Genomic DNA, 17069 nt, shown 5'->3' on the forward strand with positions numbered 1-17069 from the left:
GCGCATGGACCTTGCTTATTGCTTTCCGGCCTTCATTTCTTTTTCGGTATCCCTTATCCCTAATCGCCTATCTCTTATCCCTTGAAGATGAGCACGGCCAGCACCAGGGAGGAAGCCATTAGGATCAGCAGGTCTAGCATGATGGTCTCCGAAAGGGAGAGGTCCGGGATAGCGAATGGGTAAGCCTGCGCTACGGTTCATGCTGTAGGCGGCCTTCCGAATCCATTCTCGGATATTTCTCACATTTCCACATGCGGCGCCATCTGGCTCAGATGGCGTTTCAAGCGGGCGTTGGGCATTGCCGTGGCGATCCCGCTGCCTGATCTTGCCTGTTCCCTGCGGCCCGGATGGTGCGCTGGCGCACCATCCGGCGGGCCGGGCTGCTTGCTGCCGGCCGCGTCCGTCGCGGCTTACTGCTTGGCCTTGGCGCCGTCGGTATAGGGATCGAACTTGCCGGCCTTGGCGCCGTCCGTGTACGGATCGGGCTTGCCAGCCTTGGCCCCGTCCGTATAGGGATCGGCCTTCTTCTTGGTGCCGGAAGCGTTCAGGTTCGACTTGGTCGATTTCTTCGCGCCATCCGTGTACGGATCGAACTTGCCGGACTTGGCGGCGCTCTTGTTCGGGTCCGTCTTGTTGGTATGGGCGCCACCGTAAAGGTCGCCGCCATCGGTGTAGTTCTTCTGGGCGTGCGCCAGTTGCACGCCGCCAAAGGCGGTGAGGGCGGCGATGATCAGGGCGGGTACGGTCTTGTTGCGCATTTTCATCCTCGTGAGTAAAGCGTGGGTAGTTCGAGAGCAATGGCCACGGGCAGGGGGCATGGCCGCAAAAATGGTCGTCAGACCAAGGTGACTCTACCGACTTGGGATGACCCTGCGAAGTTAATCTTTCTTCCCACTGTATTGAACCGCTTATTGGCCTGGCCGGCTATGCGCCAGATCAAGGCAAGCGTTGTTTTCGGGGAGGGGGGGCTTACGGAATGGGAGGGGGCGGGACGGGTTTGCCGAAGGCGCGAGCCCTGGCAAAGCCCGGCTGCAGGCAGCCGGGCCATTGCGGCGTTACTCGTTACTGGTTACTCGAGCGTAATGTTCTGGTCGCGCGCGATCTTCTTGCGCATTTCCAGCTCGCGCTTGATCTGCGCGGCGTATTGCTGCGGCGTGTTGCCGTCAGGGTAGGCGCCGCTTTCCGCCAGGCGGCGTTTCACGTTCGGGTCCTGCAAGGTCTTCACGGCAGCGTCATGCACCTTGGCGATGATCGCGGCAGGCGTGCCGGCGGGTGCCACCAGGCCGTACCAGGCCATGTTGTTCATGTCCTTCATGCCGGCTTCGGCAAAGGTCGGCACATCGGGCAAGCCATCCACGCGCTTGGGCGCCGCCACCGCGAGGGCGCGCAGCTTGCCGGCCTGGATGTGCGGCATGGACGAGGGCAGGTTGTCGAACTGGCCGCTGACCTGGCCCGCCAGCGTGTCGTTCAGGGCGGGGCCCGATCCACGGTAGGGGATGTGGACCATGTCGGTCTTGGTCAGGAACTTGAACAGTTCGCCGTCGAGGTGGGAGATGCTGCCTTTGCCTGCCGACGCATAGCTGTACTTGCCGGGATTGGCCTTGACCAGCGCGATGAACTCCTGCAGGTTCTTGGCCGGCACCTTGGGGTTGATCGTCATCACGTTCGGCACATTGACCAGGTTGGTAATGGGCACGAAGTCCTTGATCGGATCGTAGGGGTTGCGGGCGTTGGTGGCGGGGTTGGTCGCCATGGTGCTGACCGTTGCAATGCCCAGCGTGTAGCCATCGGGCGCGGATTTGGCCAGCGCGTCGGCGCCGATCACGCCGCCGCCGCCGCCGCGGTTCTCCACCACCACGACCTGGCCAAGCTCACGGCCGATGCCGTCGGCCACCGCGCGGCCCACGATGTCCGTGGTGCCGCCCGCGGCGAACGGCACGATCAGGCGGATCGGCTTGGTCGGGTAGGTTTGTGCAAAGGCGCTGTGGCACAGGCCAAGAAGGGCCAGGCAAGCTGCGCTGCCGACATTCAATACTGCTTTCAAGAGAGGCTCCCGAGGGTTCTAGGTCTAATGACGGCCCGGGCGGGCGCGGGTTGGGGCACGGCGATCTGCGTCGCGCTGCTGCCCTTGTTCCTGCTTGCCGCGGGACGCTGGAGATGCCGGATGGGTTCCGTGATGCGGAACCATGTTCCGCATTGTGCTCCAGGCGCAATTCAACCGTGAAAGCGTAGCCGGCGGAATTGGTATCAACCCGCGTATGCATCCCTGCGCGGGAGGGGATTGGCCCGTGGTTGCCACGCCCACGGAGGAGAGATCCAGCAGGGTTGGCGCGCCAATGGAAAAAGCCGGAAGCATTGCTGCTTCCGGCTTTTAGAATTCGCTGGTGGGGCGTGAGTGACTCGAACACTCGACCTACGGATTAAGAGTCCGCTGCTCTACCAACTGAGCTAACGCCCCAACGAAGTCCAAGATTATAGAGGACGATTTTTGACTTTGCAATAGCTGCTTTGCTTTTAGATTTTAAATATGTGCCTGCGGCCCGAGCGCGAATTTGCGGCAGTGTTCGAGGTAGCCCACCTCATGGCTGGCGATCAGGTCCAGCACGCTGGTCCATAGCCAGGACGGCGCATCCAGCTGCCTGGAGCGATTGCGCGCCAGCTCGCCTAGCCAGCTGCGCTGGGTGGCCAGGTCCATCTGGCGCGCGTGGGCGTTGCCGACCACCTCACCCAGGTACCTCGCGACGCGGCTGGCTTCTTCCTGTGGCAGCGTTTCGATCTCCAGCTTCAGGTCCTGCGGCAGCAACTCGCGGATGAATACCGCCTTGTCGAGCAGTTGCGCAGAAAGAATGCGATCGCCCAGTGCCGGCGAGAGATGGCGGGCGCCTTCCACGACCCGCTCGCCATTGCCGCGTGGCATGTTCACCTTGGGGTAGCCCGGCGCCGCAGCGTTCACCGCTTCTTTGATATCGATCAGGCAGATTTCGGGATTGGGGCTGTCATTGCTGCCAACGGACAGCAATACGGCGAAACGCAATCGTCCCAGCGAGCTGCAGCCCTTGACCCAGTAGGCGGCGTCCATCACCTCCACGCGCGCGCCTTCGTCGCGGGAGGTCAGCAGCGTGGCAAGGTGGGCGATCTCGCGCCGCTCGAAGAGGGCACCGATTGCGCGCCGCTCGTCCGCGGCGAGCCGCCAGAATCGTTTGCCGAGTGGAATGGAGGGGGTGGTGTCCCGCAGGCGTTCGTGGGCGAGATGCTTCCATTTGCGCCCCAGGGCCTGGCGCATCACGGTACGTACCGAGGCAGGCCGGCGCGAAGTCAGGCCGGCCGCGGCATTGGGATTATCGAAAGCGCTTTCATAGCCCACCATCAGGCTTTCCAGCATGCGCGCGGTAATCACGCCGGGCAGGTCCGAGCCGCGCGCTGCGGTGGCCAGCGACAGCGCCAGGCGGATCAGGTCGTGCGCCGGGTTGCCGATCACGGTCTGGTCAAGGTCGCGGATCTGGATGCCGACGTGGCCCTGGATATCGGCGACCGGACCAAGGTTGCCCACATGACAGTCGCCGCAGATCCAGATCGCCGGGCCCTCGGGCAGGGTGTGCGGTTGCTTGGCCTCCAGCCATTCGTAGAACTTGCGCGTGTTGCCGCGCACGTATGCGTGGGCGGAGCGCGCCATCTTCAGGTTCCGGCACCGCATCAGTGCTTCCTGGCGTTTTGCCGGGCCGGGCGGGCGGGGGGCGCCGCCATGCCTTGCGCCGCGCTTCGCGGCGGGCTTCTTGCTGCTTGTCTTCGTGGCCATGGAAGTCGGAGCGCCGAGCGCTGGCAGGATATCGAGGTGGGCCGGTCGCCATCGGCCGGCAACTGATGCCAGCGTACTCCATGCCGCCTGAAATGACTGTCAGCGCAACACGGATTTCGCGCGCCTTGCCAGCGGCTACAATGCGCTCGTCTTCCCAGGCGCGCACATGTTGCCGCCGCGCTGAATCCAACGCCCGAATACGCCCGAATCCGGAGCCCGTCATGCACGCCAGAGTCCTGCGCTACCTCGACGAGGTGGTGAGCCGTGGTTCGATCCGCCAGGCCGCGCTGCATCTGCACGTGGCGCCGAGCGCGATCAACCGGCAGATCCTGGACCTGGAGACGGAACTGGGCGCGCCCTTGTTCGAGCGCATCAACAAACGCCTGCGCCTGACCCCGCTGGGCGAGATGGTGCTGGCGCACGTGCGCCAGACGCTGCGCGAGCACGAACTGCTGCGCAGCCGTATCGAAGCCGTGAAGGGCGTGCGCCAAGGCGAAGTCACCGTGGCGACCACGGCCGGCCTCGCCGGCTCGCTGATGCCGTCGCTGGTGCATGCCTTTCGCCAGCAGTACCCGGGCATCCTGGTGCGCCTGCTGGATCTGCCCGTGGCCGACATTGTCAGCGCTGTCGAGCGCGGCGACGTCGATCTCGGCCTTGCCTACGACCTGCCCGATATCGCCGCCTTCCGCATCCTGGCCAGCAACGACTGGCACATCGGCGCGGTGGTGGCGCCCGGGCATGCGCTGGCCGCGCAGCCGTCGACCCTGCTCAGCGAGTGCCTGGCCTGCCCGGTGATCCTGCCCGCGCCGTCGATGTCGATCCGCGCCATCCTCGATGAGGCCTTCGCGCGAGCCGCGGTCGCGGTGTCGCCGGTCACCGAGACCACTTCGACCGCGCTGATGCGCCGCCTGGTCATGCTTGGGGCCGGCATCGCCTTCCTGAATCCGCTCGACGTGCTGGAGGAGCGGGAGCGCGGGGCGCTGGCCTGGGTGCCGCTGCGCGACGGCCAGTTGCCGTGCCAGACGCTGAGGCTGGTCGCGCGCGCGCGCAATCCGCTGAGCGCCGCGGCGGAACTGATGGCCGAGCGGATTGGCGAGGGCCTGGTGGCGTTGTTTGCCGGCGTGCGTTAGTGGTGCAGCGTGCCTGGTTGTGCTGTTTTTGCGCACACCGTCGGTGGAAATCGATGCTTTGCCAAGGCCCGCCGGCGTCTTAGACTGTGTGGGCCTGGCCGCATGACGCGCCGGGTATTTTCGCCACCAACCTGAAGATCCTGCCATGCCCCTCATCCTTATCAATGCCGACATCCTGGTGACCATGGATGCGCAACGCCGCGAGATCCCGGATGGCGCGCTGGTGGCGCAAGGCCCGACGATCGAATGGGTGGGCGGCACCGCCGAGCTGCCGCCGCAATACCACCGGCTGATCGACGAGGGCGGCGCCGAGGTGATCGATATGCGTGGCAAGGTGGTGATCCCCGGGCTGGTCAACACGCACCACCACATGTACCAGAGCCTGACCCGCGCCGTGCCGGCGGCGCAGGACGCCGAGCTGTTCACCTGGCTCACCAACCTCTATATGTTGTGGTCGCACCTGACGCCGGAAATGATCGACGTGTCGACCCGCACCGCGATGGCCGAGTTGATGTTGTCCGGCTGCACCACCACCAGCGATCACCTGTACCTGTATCCCAATGGCTCGCGCCTGGACGATTCCATTGAAGCCGCGGCGGCGATGGGCATGCGCTTTCATGCCGCGCGCGGATCCATGAGCGTGGGCCGCAGCAAGGGTGGCCTGCCGCCCGATTCGGTGGTGGAGGAGGAGCACGCCATCCTGAAGGACAGCCAGCGGCTGATCGAGCGGTACCACGACGCTTCGCGCCACGCGATGCTACGCGTGGTGGTGGCGCCGTGTTCGCCGTTCTCCGTCTCGCGCGACCTGATGCGCGAGTCGGCGCTGCTGGCACGCAACTATGGCGTGTCGATGCACACCCACCTGGCCGAGAACGATAACGACATCGCCTACTCGCGCGAGAAGTTCGGCCTCACGCCGGCCCAGTACGCGGAAGAGCTCGGCTGGGTCGGCCCCGACGTATGGCATGCCCACTGCGTCAAGCTCGATGATGAAGGCATTGCGCTGTTTGCCCGCACCGGCACGGGCGTTGCCCATTGCCCTTGCTCGAACATGCGCCTGGCGTCAGGCATTGCGCCGGTGCGCGCAATGCGCGAGGCCGGCGTGCCGGTCGGCCTGGGCGTGGATGGCAGCGCGTCGAACGATGGCGCGCACATGCTGGGAGAGGTGCGCCAGGCCATGCTGCTGCAGCGCGTGGGCTACGGGCCCGCCGCCATGAGCGCGCGCGAGGCGCTGGAGATCGCTACGCTGGGCGGCGCGCGCGTGCTGGGCCGCGATGATATCGGTGCGCTTGCGCCTGGCATGTCGGCCGATTTCGTGTCGTTCGACATGGCGCAGGTGGGCTACGCCGGCGCAGGCCACGATCCGGTGGCGGCGCTGGTGTTCTGTACGCCGGGCAATGTCGCCACCAGCGTGATCAACGGCAAGGTGGTGGTGCGCGATGGCGAGTTGCAGACGGTGGAGTTGCCGCGCGTCCTTGCGCAGCATCGCGGGCTCGCGCGTGAATTGTTCGAGCGCGCCAGGCAAGCTTGAGGCAATGACCGAATACGCCGCGCGTGCGACCCCTCTCGAGTGGGGTCGCGTCATGTTTGCAATGTATTCACACTAGGCCTCGGGTCGTTCCCTGAACGCCCCTGACCCTTCCCCAGCCCGCCATCGATCGCGGGCTTTTTTTTTGGTTCATCGAGGAATTCCGGGGCAGGCAGCCTTGATCTTCAGGAGGAAGTCATCCTCGTTGCGGTAGCCGTTCGCAAGTGCGGTCAAGTCCGGCTGGACACGGCTCATTGAACTGCGGTTGGCACGTGCGTCGAGAGAAACTCGGTGAACGCGCGCACCGAAGGAAGCAGACCACGGCGAGACGGCATCAACAGACTGATCGTCGCGACGCCCGCTATCCACTGAGGCAAAACACGGACCAGCTGGCCTCGCTCAACCTCGCCGCGGCCCACGTAACCGGGCAGGGCCACGATGCCCAAACCCGCGCATGCGGCGGCCTTCAGCGTTGCCATGTCATCGCTCTGAAGACTCGGCGTGAACGGAACCGTAACAACCTGATCGGCGTCGCGCACATCGCTCAGACGCCATGCGCAGCTCTCCTGCGCACCACCGAGCGCGATACCGTCATGTTCCGAGAGTGCATTTGGCTCACCGGGCGTGCCCTTGCGGGCGAGATAGCTTGGGCCCGCGAACAGGTACCAGGGGATCTGAGCCAAGTGGCGCTGTACCAAGGACGAACTGGGCAGCGCCTCGGTATGTGCTCGCAGGCAGAGGTCGAAGCCTTCCTGCACAGGATCCACGTGGCGATTCGTGGCGTGCTGCACGATGCGCACGCGCGGATAAGCCGCCATGAACCGTGGCATCAGTTCGGCCAGGGCCAGTTGGGCGAACGCGACCGAACAGGTGAATCGGATGGTGCCGCTCGGTTCGGCGGTGCGACGCCGCACGACGCTCTCCGCCGCCTCGGCTTCAACCAGCATGGCCAGCGCGTGGCGATGGAACTCCGCACCTATTTCCGTCACAACGAATTTCCGTGACGTGCGCTGGATCAGTCGCGCGCCCAGCGACGCCTCCAGCGCGAGAATGCGCCGGCTGATGCTGGACTTTGGCACGTCGAGCGCCCGAGCCGCGGCCGTGATGCCGTGGTGCTCGACCACTTTGGCGTAGTAGTAGACATCGTTCAGATCGAGCATCGTCGGACCCAGGTGTCCTTGGCGCTATGGGCACTGCGCCCCGGCCGATCGTCCCATTTCATGGACGATTGTTCCCATTTTGACAGATTGTTCTTCGATTGTCCCAGTACTAGATTTCGTTCAAAGCCGATACGCGATCCATCAATGCGCCGGCGATAGGAGCCACAGATGAACCGTCGCTAGTTTCTGAACCAGTCCAACGCCGCAGTTGCTCTGGCCGCGCTCGGTGCTCGCGCGACCGCCGCCGCGGCGATACCCACGCCCCTGCCCACCAAGGAAACCCTTGCCATGAACTCGCCCCATCTCTACGAACGCCTCACCCGCGACAACGCCGTCCTGCTGCTGGTCGACCATCAGGTCGGCCTCTACACCGGCGTGCGCGACATCGAAACACTGGAGCTCAAGCACAACGTCGTCGGCCTGGCCAAGGCAGCGCTGGCGCTGAAAGTGCCGGTCATCGTCACGACGACGACCGAAAAGATGTGGGGGCCGTTGATCCCCGAACTCGCGGAAGCACTCCCCGGCGTGAAGCGCATCGAGCGCACCACCGTCAACGCCTGGGACGAGCGCCGTGTCGTCGATGCGGTCAAGGCGACCGGGCGCAAGAAGCTGATTGTCACCGGCATCTCGACCGACGTTTGCCTCGCCTTTCCGGCGATCTCGGCAATTGCCGACGGCTACAACAGCTACGCAGTGATCGATGCTTCCGGGGGATTCACCAAGACTCAGGTTGAGATGGGCGTGGCGCGCATGCAGCAGGCCGGCGTGATCCCCGTCGGTTACTCGAACATCGCCGTCGAGATCCTGGCCGACAACGCTGCACCGGAAGCCGACGCCGTCTACGCCGCGCTCGGCATGCCCTTCGGCGGCCTCGTGTACGGCCTGAAGCAGTACTTCTCAGCGGCAGAGCCGGCGTCAGCCGCAGGCGGGAAAGGATAGCAGGCGCGCCGGCACAATCGACCTCCCCACGGGATCATGACATTTGTGTGACTGCCTGATCTAAATCTAAGTGCTCATGTAATTCTCCTGCCACATTTCTGCCGCATCCTCCTGGCGAACTCAACAGGGGAGCAATCATGAGAAGAAAGCCAGCACTGGTGGCGGCAATGATGTCGATGGCCTTGGCTGCATGTGGCAGCGATGGAGACAGCGCCAGCAATGGCGGTGGTGCCGGTACGCTTGCCGTACCCGCCACGGCGCCAACCAAGAACGTAGTCTTCTTCCTCGGCGACGGCATGGGCCTGGCCACGATGACTGCGGCGCGCATCTACAAGGTGGGCGAGGATGGTGAGCTGACCATGGACACGTTGCCGGAAACCGGCTTCGTCCGCACCTACTCGAATAACGCCCAGGTCACGGACAGCGCGCCTTCCATGGCGGCCTACATGACCGGCGTGAAGATGAACAACGAGGTCATCTCGATGTCGGCGGACACCAGCGCCTTCGACGTCAATGGCAAGGATTACCTCTCGGGCGCCGACAGCACTTGCCCCACCTCAGGCAATGGCACCAGTGTGCCGACCCTGCTGGAGCAGATGAAGGCCGCGGGCTACGGTACCGGCGTGGTCACCACCACCCGCATCACCCACGCCACCCCGGCAGCTACCTACGCGCATATCTGCCACCGCGATGGCGAGAACACCATCGCCGCCCAGATCGTGCCCAACGGGCTGGGCTACAACGCCGCGCTGGGCGATGGCGTCGACGTGATCTTCGGTGGCGGCCGCAAGCACTTCCAGCCGACGACCGTCAGCGGCGGCGCGCGCACCGACAAGCGCGACCTGCTGGCCGAGCTCAAGGCCGCGGGCTACACCTACGCGGCCAACCGTGCCGACTTCGACAAGATCGATCCGGCGTCGGCCAAGAAAGCGGTGGGCCTGTTTACCGCCAGCCACATGGCCTACGACCTGGATCGGGTACCCGCCGACGAACCCAGCCTGGCCGACATGACCGGCAAGGCGATCGACCTGCTGGCAGCGAAGAAGAAGGGCTTCTTCCTGATGGTCGAGGGCGGCCGGATCGACCATGCGCTGCACGAGACCACCGCGCGCAAGGCACTGCAGGATACGGCCGCGTTCGACGATGCCATCAAGTCGGCCATCGCCAAGCTCAACGTCATCGACCCGGGCCTGAAGAACACGCTGATCGTGGTGACCGCCGACCATGACCACACCCTGGTGCTCAACGGCTACGCCAAGCGCACCGGTCCGACCAGCGACAGCAACCCCGGCGTGCTGGGCTTGCTGAAGAACTATGTCACCGGCGCCTACAACACCGACACCACTGGCAACCCGTTCACCATCATCGGCTTCGGCAACGGCGAGAACCGCCCGGCCGCGCGTACCGCGCTTACCGATGCCCAGGTGTTCGACAAGTCCTACCACCAGGAAGCGGTCATTCCGATGGCTGCGGGCGGCGAAACGCACGGTGGCACCGATGTCTTCATCGGTGCATTGGGCAACGGCGCAAGCAACTTCACCGGGGTGATGGACAACACGGAAGTGTTCGGCCTGATCAAGAAATCATTGGGTCTGTGAACCCAACGCTGACGGAATAAAACCATGAAAAATACGATGATCGGCCTGTCGGCAGCCGCGCTTGCCGCCGCCTGCCTCGCCACGCCCGCGCTGGCCGCGGGTGAAGCCCGCAACGTGATCTTCTTCCTTGGTGATGGCATGGGCCCCACCACGGTCACCGCCTCGCGCATCTACAAGTATGGCGAGAGCGGCAAGCTGAACATGGAATCGCTCAAGCGCACCGCGCGCATCAAGACCTATTCGAACGATGCGCAGACCACCGATAGCGCGCCGTCGATGGCGGCCTATATGACCGGCGTCAAGATGAATAATGAAGTCATCTCGATGTCGGCCGACACCAAGGCCAGTGATGCCACCGGCAAGGGCTATGTGTCGGGCTCCGACACCACCTGCCCGGCAGGCAACGGTTCGCCGGTAACCACTTTGCTGGAGTTGTCCAAGGGTGCCGGCAAGGCGGTGGGGGCGGTCACCACCACGCGTGTCACACACGCGACGCCGGCTGCCACCTTCTCGCATATCTGCCATCGCGACGGCGAGAACCAGATCGCGGCCCAGGCCACGCCTGGCAACGTTCTCTTCAATCCTGCGCTCAAGGATGGCCTCGACGTGCTGCTGGGCGGCGGGCTGCGCCACTTCATTCCCCTGGGCGCCACCGGCACCAAGCGCACGGATGCCACCGACCTGACTGCACAATTCCAGAGCGCCGGCTACACCTATGTCAACACCGGCACGGCGCTGCGCGCGGTGGATCCTGCCGCCACCGGCAAGCTGCTCGGCCTGTTCAACCTCGACCACATGAACTACGAACTGGATCGGGTCAAGAACAACGTCGACGAGCCCAGCCTGGCCGACATGACGGAGAAGGCCATCCGGGTCCTGGGCAAGAATCCCAAGGGCTATTTCTTGATGGTGGAAGGCGGCCGCATCGACCACGCGCTGCACGGCACCAACGCCAAGCGCGCCCTGGAAGACACCATTGCCTTCGACGACGCCATCAAGCGCGCGCTGTCGATGGTCGACCTATCCAACACCCTGGTGGTGGTCACGGCGGATCATGACCACACCATGACGATCAATGGCTATTCGCATCGCGGCAACCCCATCCTGGGCAAGACCACCGATGTGAAGACCAAACGGCCGCAGGCCGCGGCCGACGGCAAGCCCTATACGACCCTGGTGTTCGGCAACGGCGGTACCCCGCGCAAGCCGGTGCGCGACGACCTGACCTCGGTGGATACGACGGATGATGCTTATCTGCAGGAAGTCGGTGTGTTGCTGGGCACCCCGGGCGCGGAAACGCACGGTGGTGGCGACGTGATGCTGTTTTCCGGCGGTGCGGGCAGTGCGCCGCTTAAGGGCACCATTGACAACACGAAGGTGTTTGGCGTGGTCAAGACGGCGCTGGGCTTCTAACGCTGACGACCCGACGAACCAAGGTGCATTGCACGCCGGCACGCTGCCGGCGTGCCCATATCCCGAGAACGAGATGCAAGCTTGCAGCATATCTGTCCGACCTACCACTCGGCCCATGGCCGCTTCTTTAGCGCGCCGGACAATCTCTCTGCTAGGTGGCCTGCTGGGCTGCCTGGCCGCCATCGCGAGCCCCGCGGCGCTTGCCGCGCCAGCCAAGACACCCCTCGCGCTGCGCGTCGAGCATCAGATTTCGTCGCAAGGTAGTGACGGCGTCAAGCGCGACGTCGCCTTCGCGGAGCACGTCTATCGCTCCGGCGACGCTGTGTGGATCGAACGCGAACTGCCACCCGGGGCGGGGCACGCTGCTGAGCATGCCCCGGCCGGCGCCGGCCACAAGCATGCCGATCTGTCCACGGCGGCCCGTTGGATCGAACAACCGCCCGGGGGAAAGCTATCGGTGCGCTTGATCAGCGATCCTTTAAAGAAGACCTTCGCTGTCAACCCGGCAGAGTACGGCAATATCGGCTTTGACGGCTCCTGGGCCACTGCCTACCATCTGCTGGATCCGGCTGCGCTCAAGAAAATGAAGGCGGTGGGACCAGTACGCGACGGCGCGCAGGAATACCAATTGCGGCGCGCGGATGAGTCCGTCGTGGTTTTGTGGGACGTCGCGGGGCAGTTTCCGCGCTCGGTGCAGTCGCGCAGTGCCGGGGGAACCTCCACCAAGTACACGCGGGTGACCGTCGTGGCCACACCGCAGCGCGCGCCATGGGCACGCACCGCGCACTACACGCGCGGCGAGTACACCGATCTCATGGACTGAGCAGCCGAGTCACAGGCGCGGCGCCTAGCCCAGTGGCCGCTTAAAATGCGTCAACCATGTCCTCGCACATGTGTCACCGATGTCCCCCGGTCTATACAGAGGGGGGAATCGCCGGGACTGGAGGGCCGGCAGGCATGGAGCACCAATGGAAAAAGCCGGAAGCATTGCTGCTTCCGGCTTTTAGAATTCGCTGGTGGGGCGTGAGTGACTCGAACACTCGACCTACGGATTAAGAGTCCGCTGCTCTACCAACTGAGCTAACGCCCCAACGAAGAGAAAGATTGTATCACCGTTTTTGAGTTTGTCAAACCCCCTGCGTAATTTTTCCTGCGCGAGGGTGCTCTGGAAATGCCGCGTGCGATGCCGCCGTCGTACGCGCAATGCCCGGGCAGCCTTGTCCCTTCGCCTTGCACCGAACTCAGGCATGCCCGCCGCGGGAACTCGCCCGGGGTTTCGGCAGTCTTGCTTGGGGTGAGCGGGGCGTAGGCCTTTGCGGACGAGTCGGGCCGACCCATGTTAGGATGATTCTTCACTTGCAATGGAGGGCTGCACCGATGGATATCAAGTTCCAAGAGCAAGAGCGTTACGATATCAATAATGAAGGCTTGCTATTTCACGCCGTTGTCGACGGCCAACCAGTCACTTGCGTGGTGACCCGTGAAGCGCTGTGGGAAGGCTTCAGTGCCGACCAGGTGTTGTCGCTGGAAGAGGCATTCCGCGCCGGACGTGAAACCATCGAGCGTGCTGCGGTGGTGCTGATCGAGCAGGGCGCTGCCCAGCCAGTGGTAGTCAAGCGCGCCCATGTGGCGCCGCTCTGAAGCGGATCCCAGTCCGGGCCGGTCATCGGTCCGATCCCGGGCTACCGCTTCAAGTCATTGCGGCTCTCGCCGCCTGACGCCGGTTTCCCGCCGGCGTTTCTCTTTTTCATTCCCCTTGCTCATCACTGATCTTCCTGATTGCGCCGATCGCGTTGATCGCGTTGATCGCGCTCAAGCCGGTTTTGCCGGGTAGCCCGGCCCGCCAGGGCGGCTAGCGCATTCTTCGAAGATGCGAGCCTGGCACTGCGCACAGCCTGCGGGATCGAGGCGCGCAATGATGGTGTGCAGCGCCTGCCGCTTGGTGGAAAAGATATGCCCCTCGCCCAGCTTCAGTGCGAAGCCGGTCTGGTCCCACGTCTGCAGCACCTGCGTGCGCGGACGATGGAAATACAGGTCGCCGCCGGTGGCGCGCCGCTCGCTCAGCTCGCTTTCCCACATCTCGGCGCCGGCCAGGTCGATGAAGTTCATGCTCTTGGTCATGGCCAGCAGATGGATCTGGCCGGGATGGGCGTTGCGTGCCTCGTGCAAGCGGTCCGTCACGTACTGGACCGCGCCGAAGTAGATCGCGCCTTCCATGCGCAGCAGCTTGAGCTGGGGGCATTCCGCTTGCGGGCGATGCAGTTCGTCGAGCGGCGTAAAGCGCCGGTCGGGGTCGTCGGCGTCTGGCACCAGGCTGCGCACCGCCGGCCGCGAGGTGCGATAGAGATAGGCCACCAGTGACAGGATGGTGCCGAGCAAGACCGCCATCTCCAGGCGGATGGCCAGCGTGGCGACAAAGGTGCTGATGGCGATGGCGAATTCCGTGCGGCTCAGGCTGGCGATGCGGCGCAGCCGGCCGAAATCGAACAGGCCCCAGGCCACCAGCAGCAACATCGCGGCGATGGAGGCCAGCGGGATCTGCGCCAGCAGCGAGGCGCTGGCCGTGACCAGCACCACCAGCAGCAAGGCCGAGAAAATGCTGGCCAGCGGCGTCTGCGCGCCGGCCTCGTAGTTAGGCATGGAGCGGTTCAGCGAGCCACAGGAAATATAGGCGGAGAACAAGCCACCTGCGATGTTCGACAGGCCCTGCCCAATGAACTCGCGGTTGGCATCGATGTGCTGGCCCGAGCGCAGCGCCACCGCCTTGGCGATCGAGATCGACTGGCCGAGCGCCACAATGGTCAGCGCGGCGGCGATGCCAAGCAGGTCGGGGATCGCCTGCCAGGAAATACTCGGCAGGTGGAAGGGCGGGATGGCCGACGGGATCGGCCCGACCACATTGACGTGATGCGCGCCCGCGCTCCAGCCCGGTGCGTTGAGCAGCAGGGCGACGCCGTAGCCCGCCAGCAGGCCGATCAGCATGAAGGGCAGGCGGCGCGAGACGCGCTTCACCGCGATGGTCACCGCCAGCGTGATCGCCGCAACCGTGAACGCGCTCCAGTTGATGGCGCCGGCATTGTCCAGCAGGAAGCGCACCACGCCAAAGGCGCTCGTGCCCGTCGGCACGGCCAGCCCGAACAGGTCCTTGAGCGCATAGAGGCCGATCAGCGTTGCCGCGCCGCAGGTGAAGCCAAGCAGGACCGAGGGCGAGATGAAGTTGGCCAGCGTGCCAAGGCGCAAGGTGCCCACGGCAAGCTGCAGCAAGCCAACCATGATGGTGACCGCGAGCGCCAGATTGATGTATTCGGGACTGCCGGCAAATGCCACCGGGCTCAGCATGGCGAACAGCGCCAGCGAGTTGGCGTTGGTCGGGCCGGACATCACATGCCAGCTGGAGCCGAACAAGGCCGCCACGATGCAGGGAATCACGGCCGCGTAGATGCCGTATTGCGGCGGCAGGCCGGCAAGCGTGGCAAAGGCCACGCCCTGCGGCAGCACCAGCACCGCGCCAAGCAGGCCCGCAACCAGGTCCGCGCGCAAGGAGGCGCGGCTCACGCGGTGACGCCATGCCGGCAACAGGCGCCCGAGCAACTGGCCTGTTGTGCCCTGCGCAGCCGGAGCGGTCATGCTTGCGGGTCTCGTTCGCTGAGGCTCACCAGCAGTTCGTCGATCGCGCCATAGACCTTGCCCAGCCGCTCGGCGCCGATCATCTGCTCGAGCTGCTCATAGCGGCGGTCGATCAGCGGCTCCATCTCGGCGATCAGGGCGCGGCATTTGTCGGTCAGCGAGATCAACTGGCGGCGCTGGTCCGTGGTGGAGCGCGAGCGCAGGATCAGGCCCGCTTCCTCCATGCTCGACAGCATGCGGGTAAGGCTCGGGCTCAGGATCAGGCAGGCATCGGCGAGCTGGTTAGGCTCCATCTCGCCTTGCTCGTTGAGGGTGCGCACCACGCGCCATTGCTGCTCGGTCATGCCGTGCTGGCGCAGGATGGGCCGGAAGCCCGCCATCAGCGTTTCGCGGGCTTGCAGCAGCAGGTGGGGGAGGTTGCGGTGGCGGAAGGTAGCCGGTTTCATGCCCGCAAGTGTAGCCGTGCAGACGCCCGGACGCGAGCCGGTGGCTACCCGGATATGCCGAGCGCCGGCTTGGTGGCCGGCGCCTTGGCGTAATGCCTCAGCCGAGGTCGAGCGTGGCTACCACCGGCGTGTGGTCCGAGGGCTGCTCCCAGGTGCGCGGCACGCGATCGATCACGCAGGCGCTGCATGCCTCGCGCAGAGCCGGCGACAGCAGGATGTGGTCGATGCGCAGGCCGGCGTTACGGCGGAACGCAAACATGCGGTAGTCCCACCAGGAGAAGCTCTTCTCCGGCTGCTCGAACATGCGGAATGCGTCGGTCAGCCCAAGTGCCTCCAGCGCCCGGAACGCATCGCGCTCCGGTGGCGACACCAGGTTCTGCCCCTCCCACTTCTTGGGGTCGTGCACATCCCGGTCTTCGGGCGCGATATTGAAGTCGCCCAGCAGCGCGAGCTTCGGGTACTTCACCATTTCCTCCTGCAGCCACGCGGTGATCGCCTGCAGCCAGCCCAGCTTGTAGGTGAACTTGTCGGAGTCCGGCGCCTGCCCGTTGGGGAAGTACGCGCACACCAGGCGCACATCGCCATAGGTCGCCGCCACCACGCGCTGTTGGGGGTCGTCGAAGCCTGGGATATTGCGCACCACGTCGGCGGGCGTCGCCATGGTGGCATTGCGCGCCAGGATCGCCACGCCGTTGTATGTCTTCTGGCCGGTGAACACGCTGTGGAAGCCAGCGCTCTCCAGTTCGGCCAGCGGGTACTTGTCGTCCGGCATCTTCAGCTCCTGCAGACACAGGGCATCAATCGGCGTATCGGCCTTTTCCTGCTCGATCAGCCAGTCCAGCACCTGCGGTAGCCGGACCTTGAGCGAGTTGACGTTCCACGTTGCGATTCTCATGTTCAGATGGCTTATTGATTGACGGTTGCCAGGGGCGGCACCGGGATTCCTCCCGGCGTCACCCTGGTTTGCCTGCACATTATGAACGAGCGCCGCGGCCACAGGCGCGTCCAGAGGCCGGTGCCCTCAGGCCCAGGTCTCATGCAAGTGTCGCCACGTGACACGCGCATCGTTCCCCGCCACGAACAGCGCCGTGGCACGCCGCTCGGAAGCGCCCGCGTTCCAGGCTTGCGTTTCCCGGTAGCTGACCGTGGCCGAGCGCGCGTCCTCATGCACGAGCGTCAACGCGTCGATCCTGATTTGCATCCCGGGCCGGGCGCCGCGCAGTCGTGCGAACAGCGCGGGAAAGCCGCCTGCCTCCATGCGCGCACCGGTTGGCGCGATCATGCTGAAGTCCGGACCAAACCGTTGCAGCAGCGTTTCCAGCACGGTTTCGGGGCAAGCGGGGTTCGACAGCCATTGCTCGATCAGCACATGGGTGTCGGCGATTTCACGCAGGCAAAGCGCGGCGATGTCAGGCATGGATGGGGTTTCCTT

The 17069-nt window shown here is 64.7% G+C and carries 15 protein-coding genes and 2 tRNA genes; 7 read left to right on the forward strand and 10 right to left on the reverse strand.

Features of this window, described 5'->3' with window-relative positions; all coding sequences use genetic code 11:
• Positions 1–410 precede the first annotated feature (410 nt).
• The 4 genes from ACX12D_RS07175 to ACX12D_RS07190 form a co-directional block, all read right to left on the reverse strand.
• Positions 411–758, reverse strand: coding sequence for a hypothetical protein (locus ACX12D_RS07175; protein ID WP_174422737.1), 348 nt, complete (start codon positions 756–758; stop codon positions 411–413).
• Positions 759–1069: 311 nt separating this feature from the next.
• Positions 1070–2044: a Bug family tripartite tricarboxylate transporter substrate binding protein gene (locus ACX12D_RS07180; protein ID WP_459373443.1), complete on the reverse strand. Its 975-nt coding sequence runs from the start codon at positions 2042–2044 to the stop codon at positions 1070–1072.
• Between the two features lie 338 nt (positions 2045–2382).
• Positions 2383–2458 (reverse strand) — tRNA-Lys (locus ACX12D_RS07185).
• A gap of 63 nt (positions 2459–2521) precedes the next feature.
• Positions 2522–3673 carry a DUF2252 family protein gene (locus ACX12D_RS07190; RefSeq protein ID WP_459373444.1) on the reverse strand — a complete coding sequence of 384 codons (1152 nt, stop codon included), beginning with the start codon at positions 3671–3673 and terminating at the stop codon, positions 2522–2524.
• A 344-nt stretch (positions 3674–4017) separates the two neighbouring features.
• Between ACX12D_RS07190 and ACX12D_RS07195 the strand changes: the two genes are divergently transcribed.
• On the forward strand, positions 4018–4926 hold the full coding sequence (locus ACX12D_RS07195) for a LysR substrate-binding domain-containing protein (RefSeq protein WP_459373445.1): 909 nt from the start codon (positions 4018–4020) through the stop codon (positions 4924–4926).
• Between the two features lie 145 nt (positions 4927–5071).
• Entirely contained in the window at positions 5072–6457 is a 1386-nt protein-coding gene (locus tag ACX12D_RS07200) for an 8-oxoguanine deaminase (protein WP_459373446.1), read from the forward strand.
• Positions 6458–6705: 248 nt separating this feature from the next.
• Here ACX12D_RS07200 and ACX12D_RS07205 read toward each other — a convergent pair whose 3' ends face one another.
• Complete coding sequence (locus ACX12D_RS07205; RefSeq protein WP_459373447.1) at positions 6706–7614, reverse strand: LysR substrate-binding domain-containing protein; 909 nt, start codon at positions 7612–7614, stop codon at positions 6706–6708.
• Positions 7615–7902: 288 nt separating this feature from the next.
• On the opposite strand from ACX12D_RS07205, the gene ACX12D_RS07210 reads away from it, so the two are divergent.
• From ACX12D_RS07210 to ACX12D_RS07225, 4 genes are all read left to right on the forward strand, one after another.
• Positions 7903–8553, forward strand: a complete 651-nt coding sequence (locus ACX12D_RS07210; protein ID WP_459373448.1) for an isochorismatase family protein — start codon at positions 7903–7905, stop codon at positions 8551–8553.
• A gap of 137 nt (positions 8554–8690) precedes the next feature.
• A complete protein-coding gene (locus ACX12D_RS07215) occupies positions 8691–10151 on the forward strand; it encodes an alkaline phosphatase (RefSeq protein ID WP_459373449.1) in 1461 nt (486 codons plus the stop codon).
• A 24-nt stretch (positions 10152–10175) separates the two neighbouring features.
• Entirely contained in the window at positions 10176–11564 is a 1389-nt protein-coding gene (locus ACX12D_RS07220) for an alkaline phosphatase (protein WP_459373450.1), read from the forward strand.
• Between the two features lie 115 nt (positions 11565–11679).
• Positions 11680–12387, forward strand: coding sequence for a hypothetical protein (locus ACX12D_RS07225; protein ID WP_459373451.1), 708 nt, complete (start codon positions 11680–11682; stop codon positions 12385–12387).
• A 191-nt stretch (positions 12388–12578) separates the two neighbouring features.
• Here the strand turns inward: ACX12D_RS07225 and ACX12D_RS07230 are convergent.
• Positions 12579–12654, reverse strand: a tRNA-Lys gene (locus ACX12D_RS07230).
• A gap of 287 nt (positions 12655–12941) precedes the next feature.
• Here ACX12D_RS07230 and ACX12D_RS07235 point away from each other — a divergent pair.
• Positions 12942–13205 carry a DUF1488 family protein gene (locus ACX12D_RS07235; RefSeq protein WP_006159541.1) on the forward strand — a complete coding sequence of 88 codons (264 nt, stop codon included), beginning with the start codon at positions 12942–12944 and terminating at the stop codon, positions 13203–13205.
• Positions 13206–13376: 171 nt separating this feature from the next.
• Here ACX12D_RS07235 and ACX12D_RS07240 read toward each other — a convergent pair whose 3' ends face one another.
• The 4 genes from ACX12D_RS07240 to ACX12D_RS07255 all read right to left on the reverse strand — a co-directional run bounded on the left by ACX12D_RS07240 (position 13377) and on the right by ACX12D_RS07255 (position 17054).
• Complete coding sequence (locus ACX12D_RS07240) at positions 13377–15191, reverse strand: SulP family inorganic anion transporter (RefSeq protein ID WP_459373452.1); 1815 nt, start codon at positions 15189–15191, stop codon at positions 13377–13379.
• On the reverse strand, positions 15188–15637 hold the full coding sequence (gene hpaR, locus ACX12D_RS07245) for a homoprotocatechuate degradation operon regulator HpaR (protein ID WP_150993045.1): 450 nt from the start codon (positions 15635–15637) through the stop codon (positions 15188–15190). Before hpaR ends, ACX12D_RS07240 begins: the two co-directional genes overlap by 4 nt.
• A gap of 97 nt (positions 15638–15734) precedes the next feature.
• On the reverse strand, positions 15735–16532 hold the full coding sequence (gene xth, locus ACX12D_RS07250) for an exodeoxyribonuclease III (protein ID WP_441630587.1): 798 nt from the start codon (positions 16530–16532) through the stop codon (positions 15735–15737).
• 126 nt (positions 16533–16658) lie between these two features.
• Positions 16659–17054: a hypothetical protein gene (locus tag ACX12D_RS07255; RefSeq protein ID WP_459373454.1), complete on the reverse strand. Its 396-nt coding sequence runs from the start codon at positions 17052–17054 to the stop codon at positions 16659–16661.
• Positions 17055–17069: the final 15 nt, after the last annotated feature.

This window comes from Cupriavidus sp. PET2-C1, from assembly GCF_054515855.1.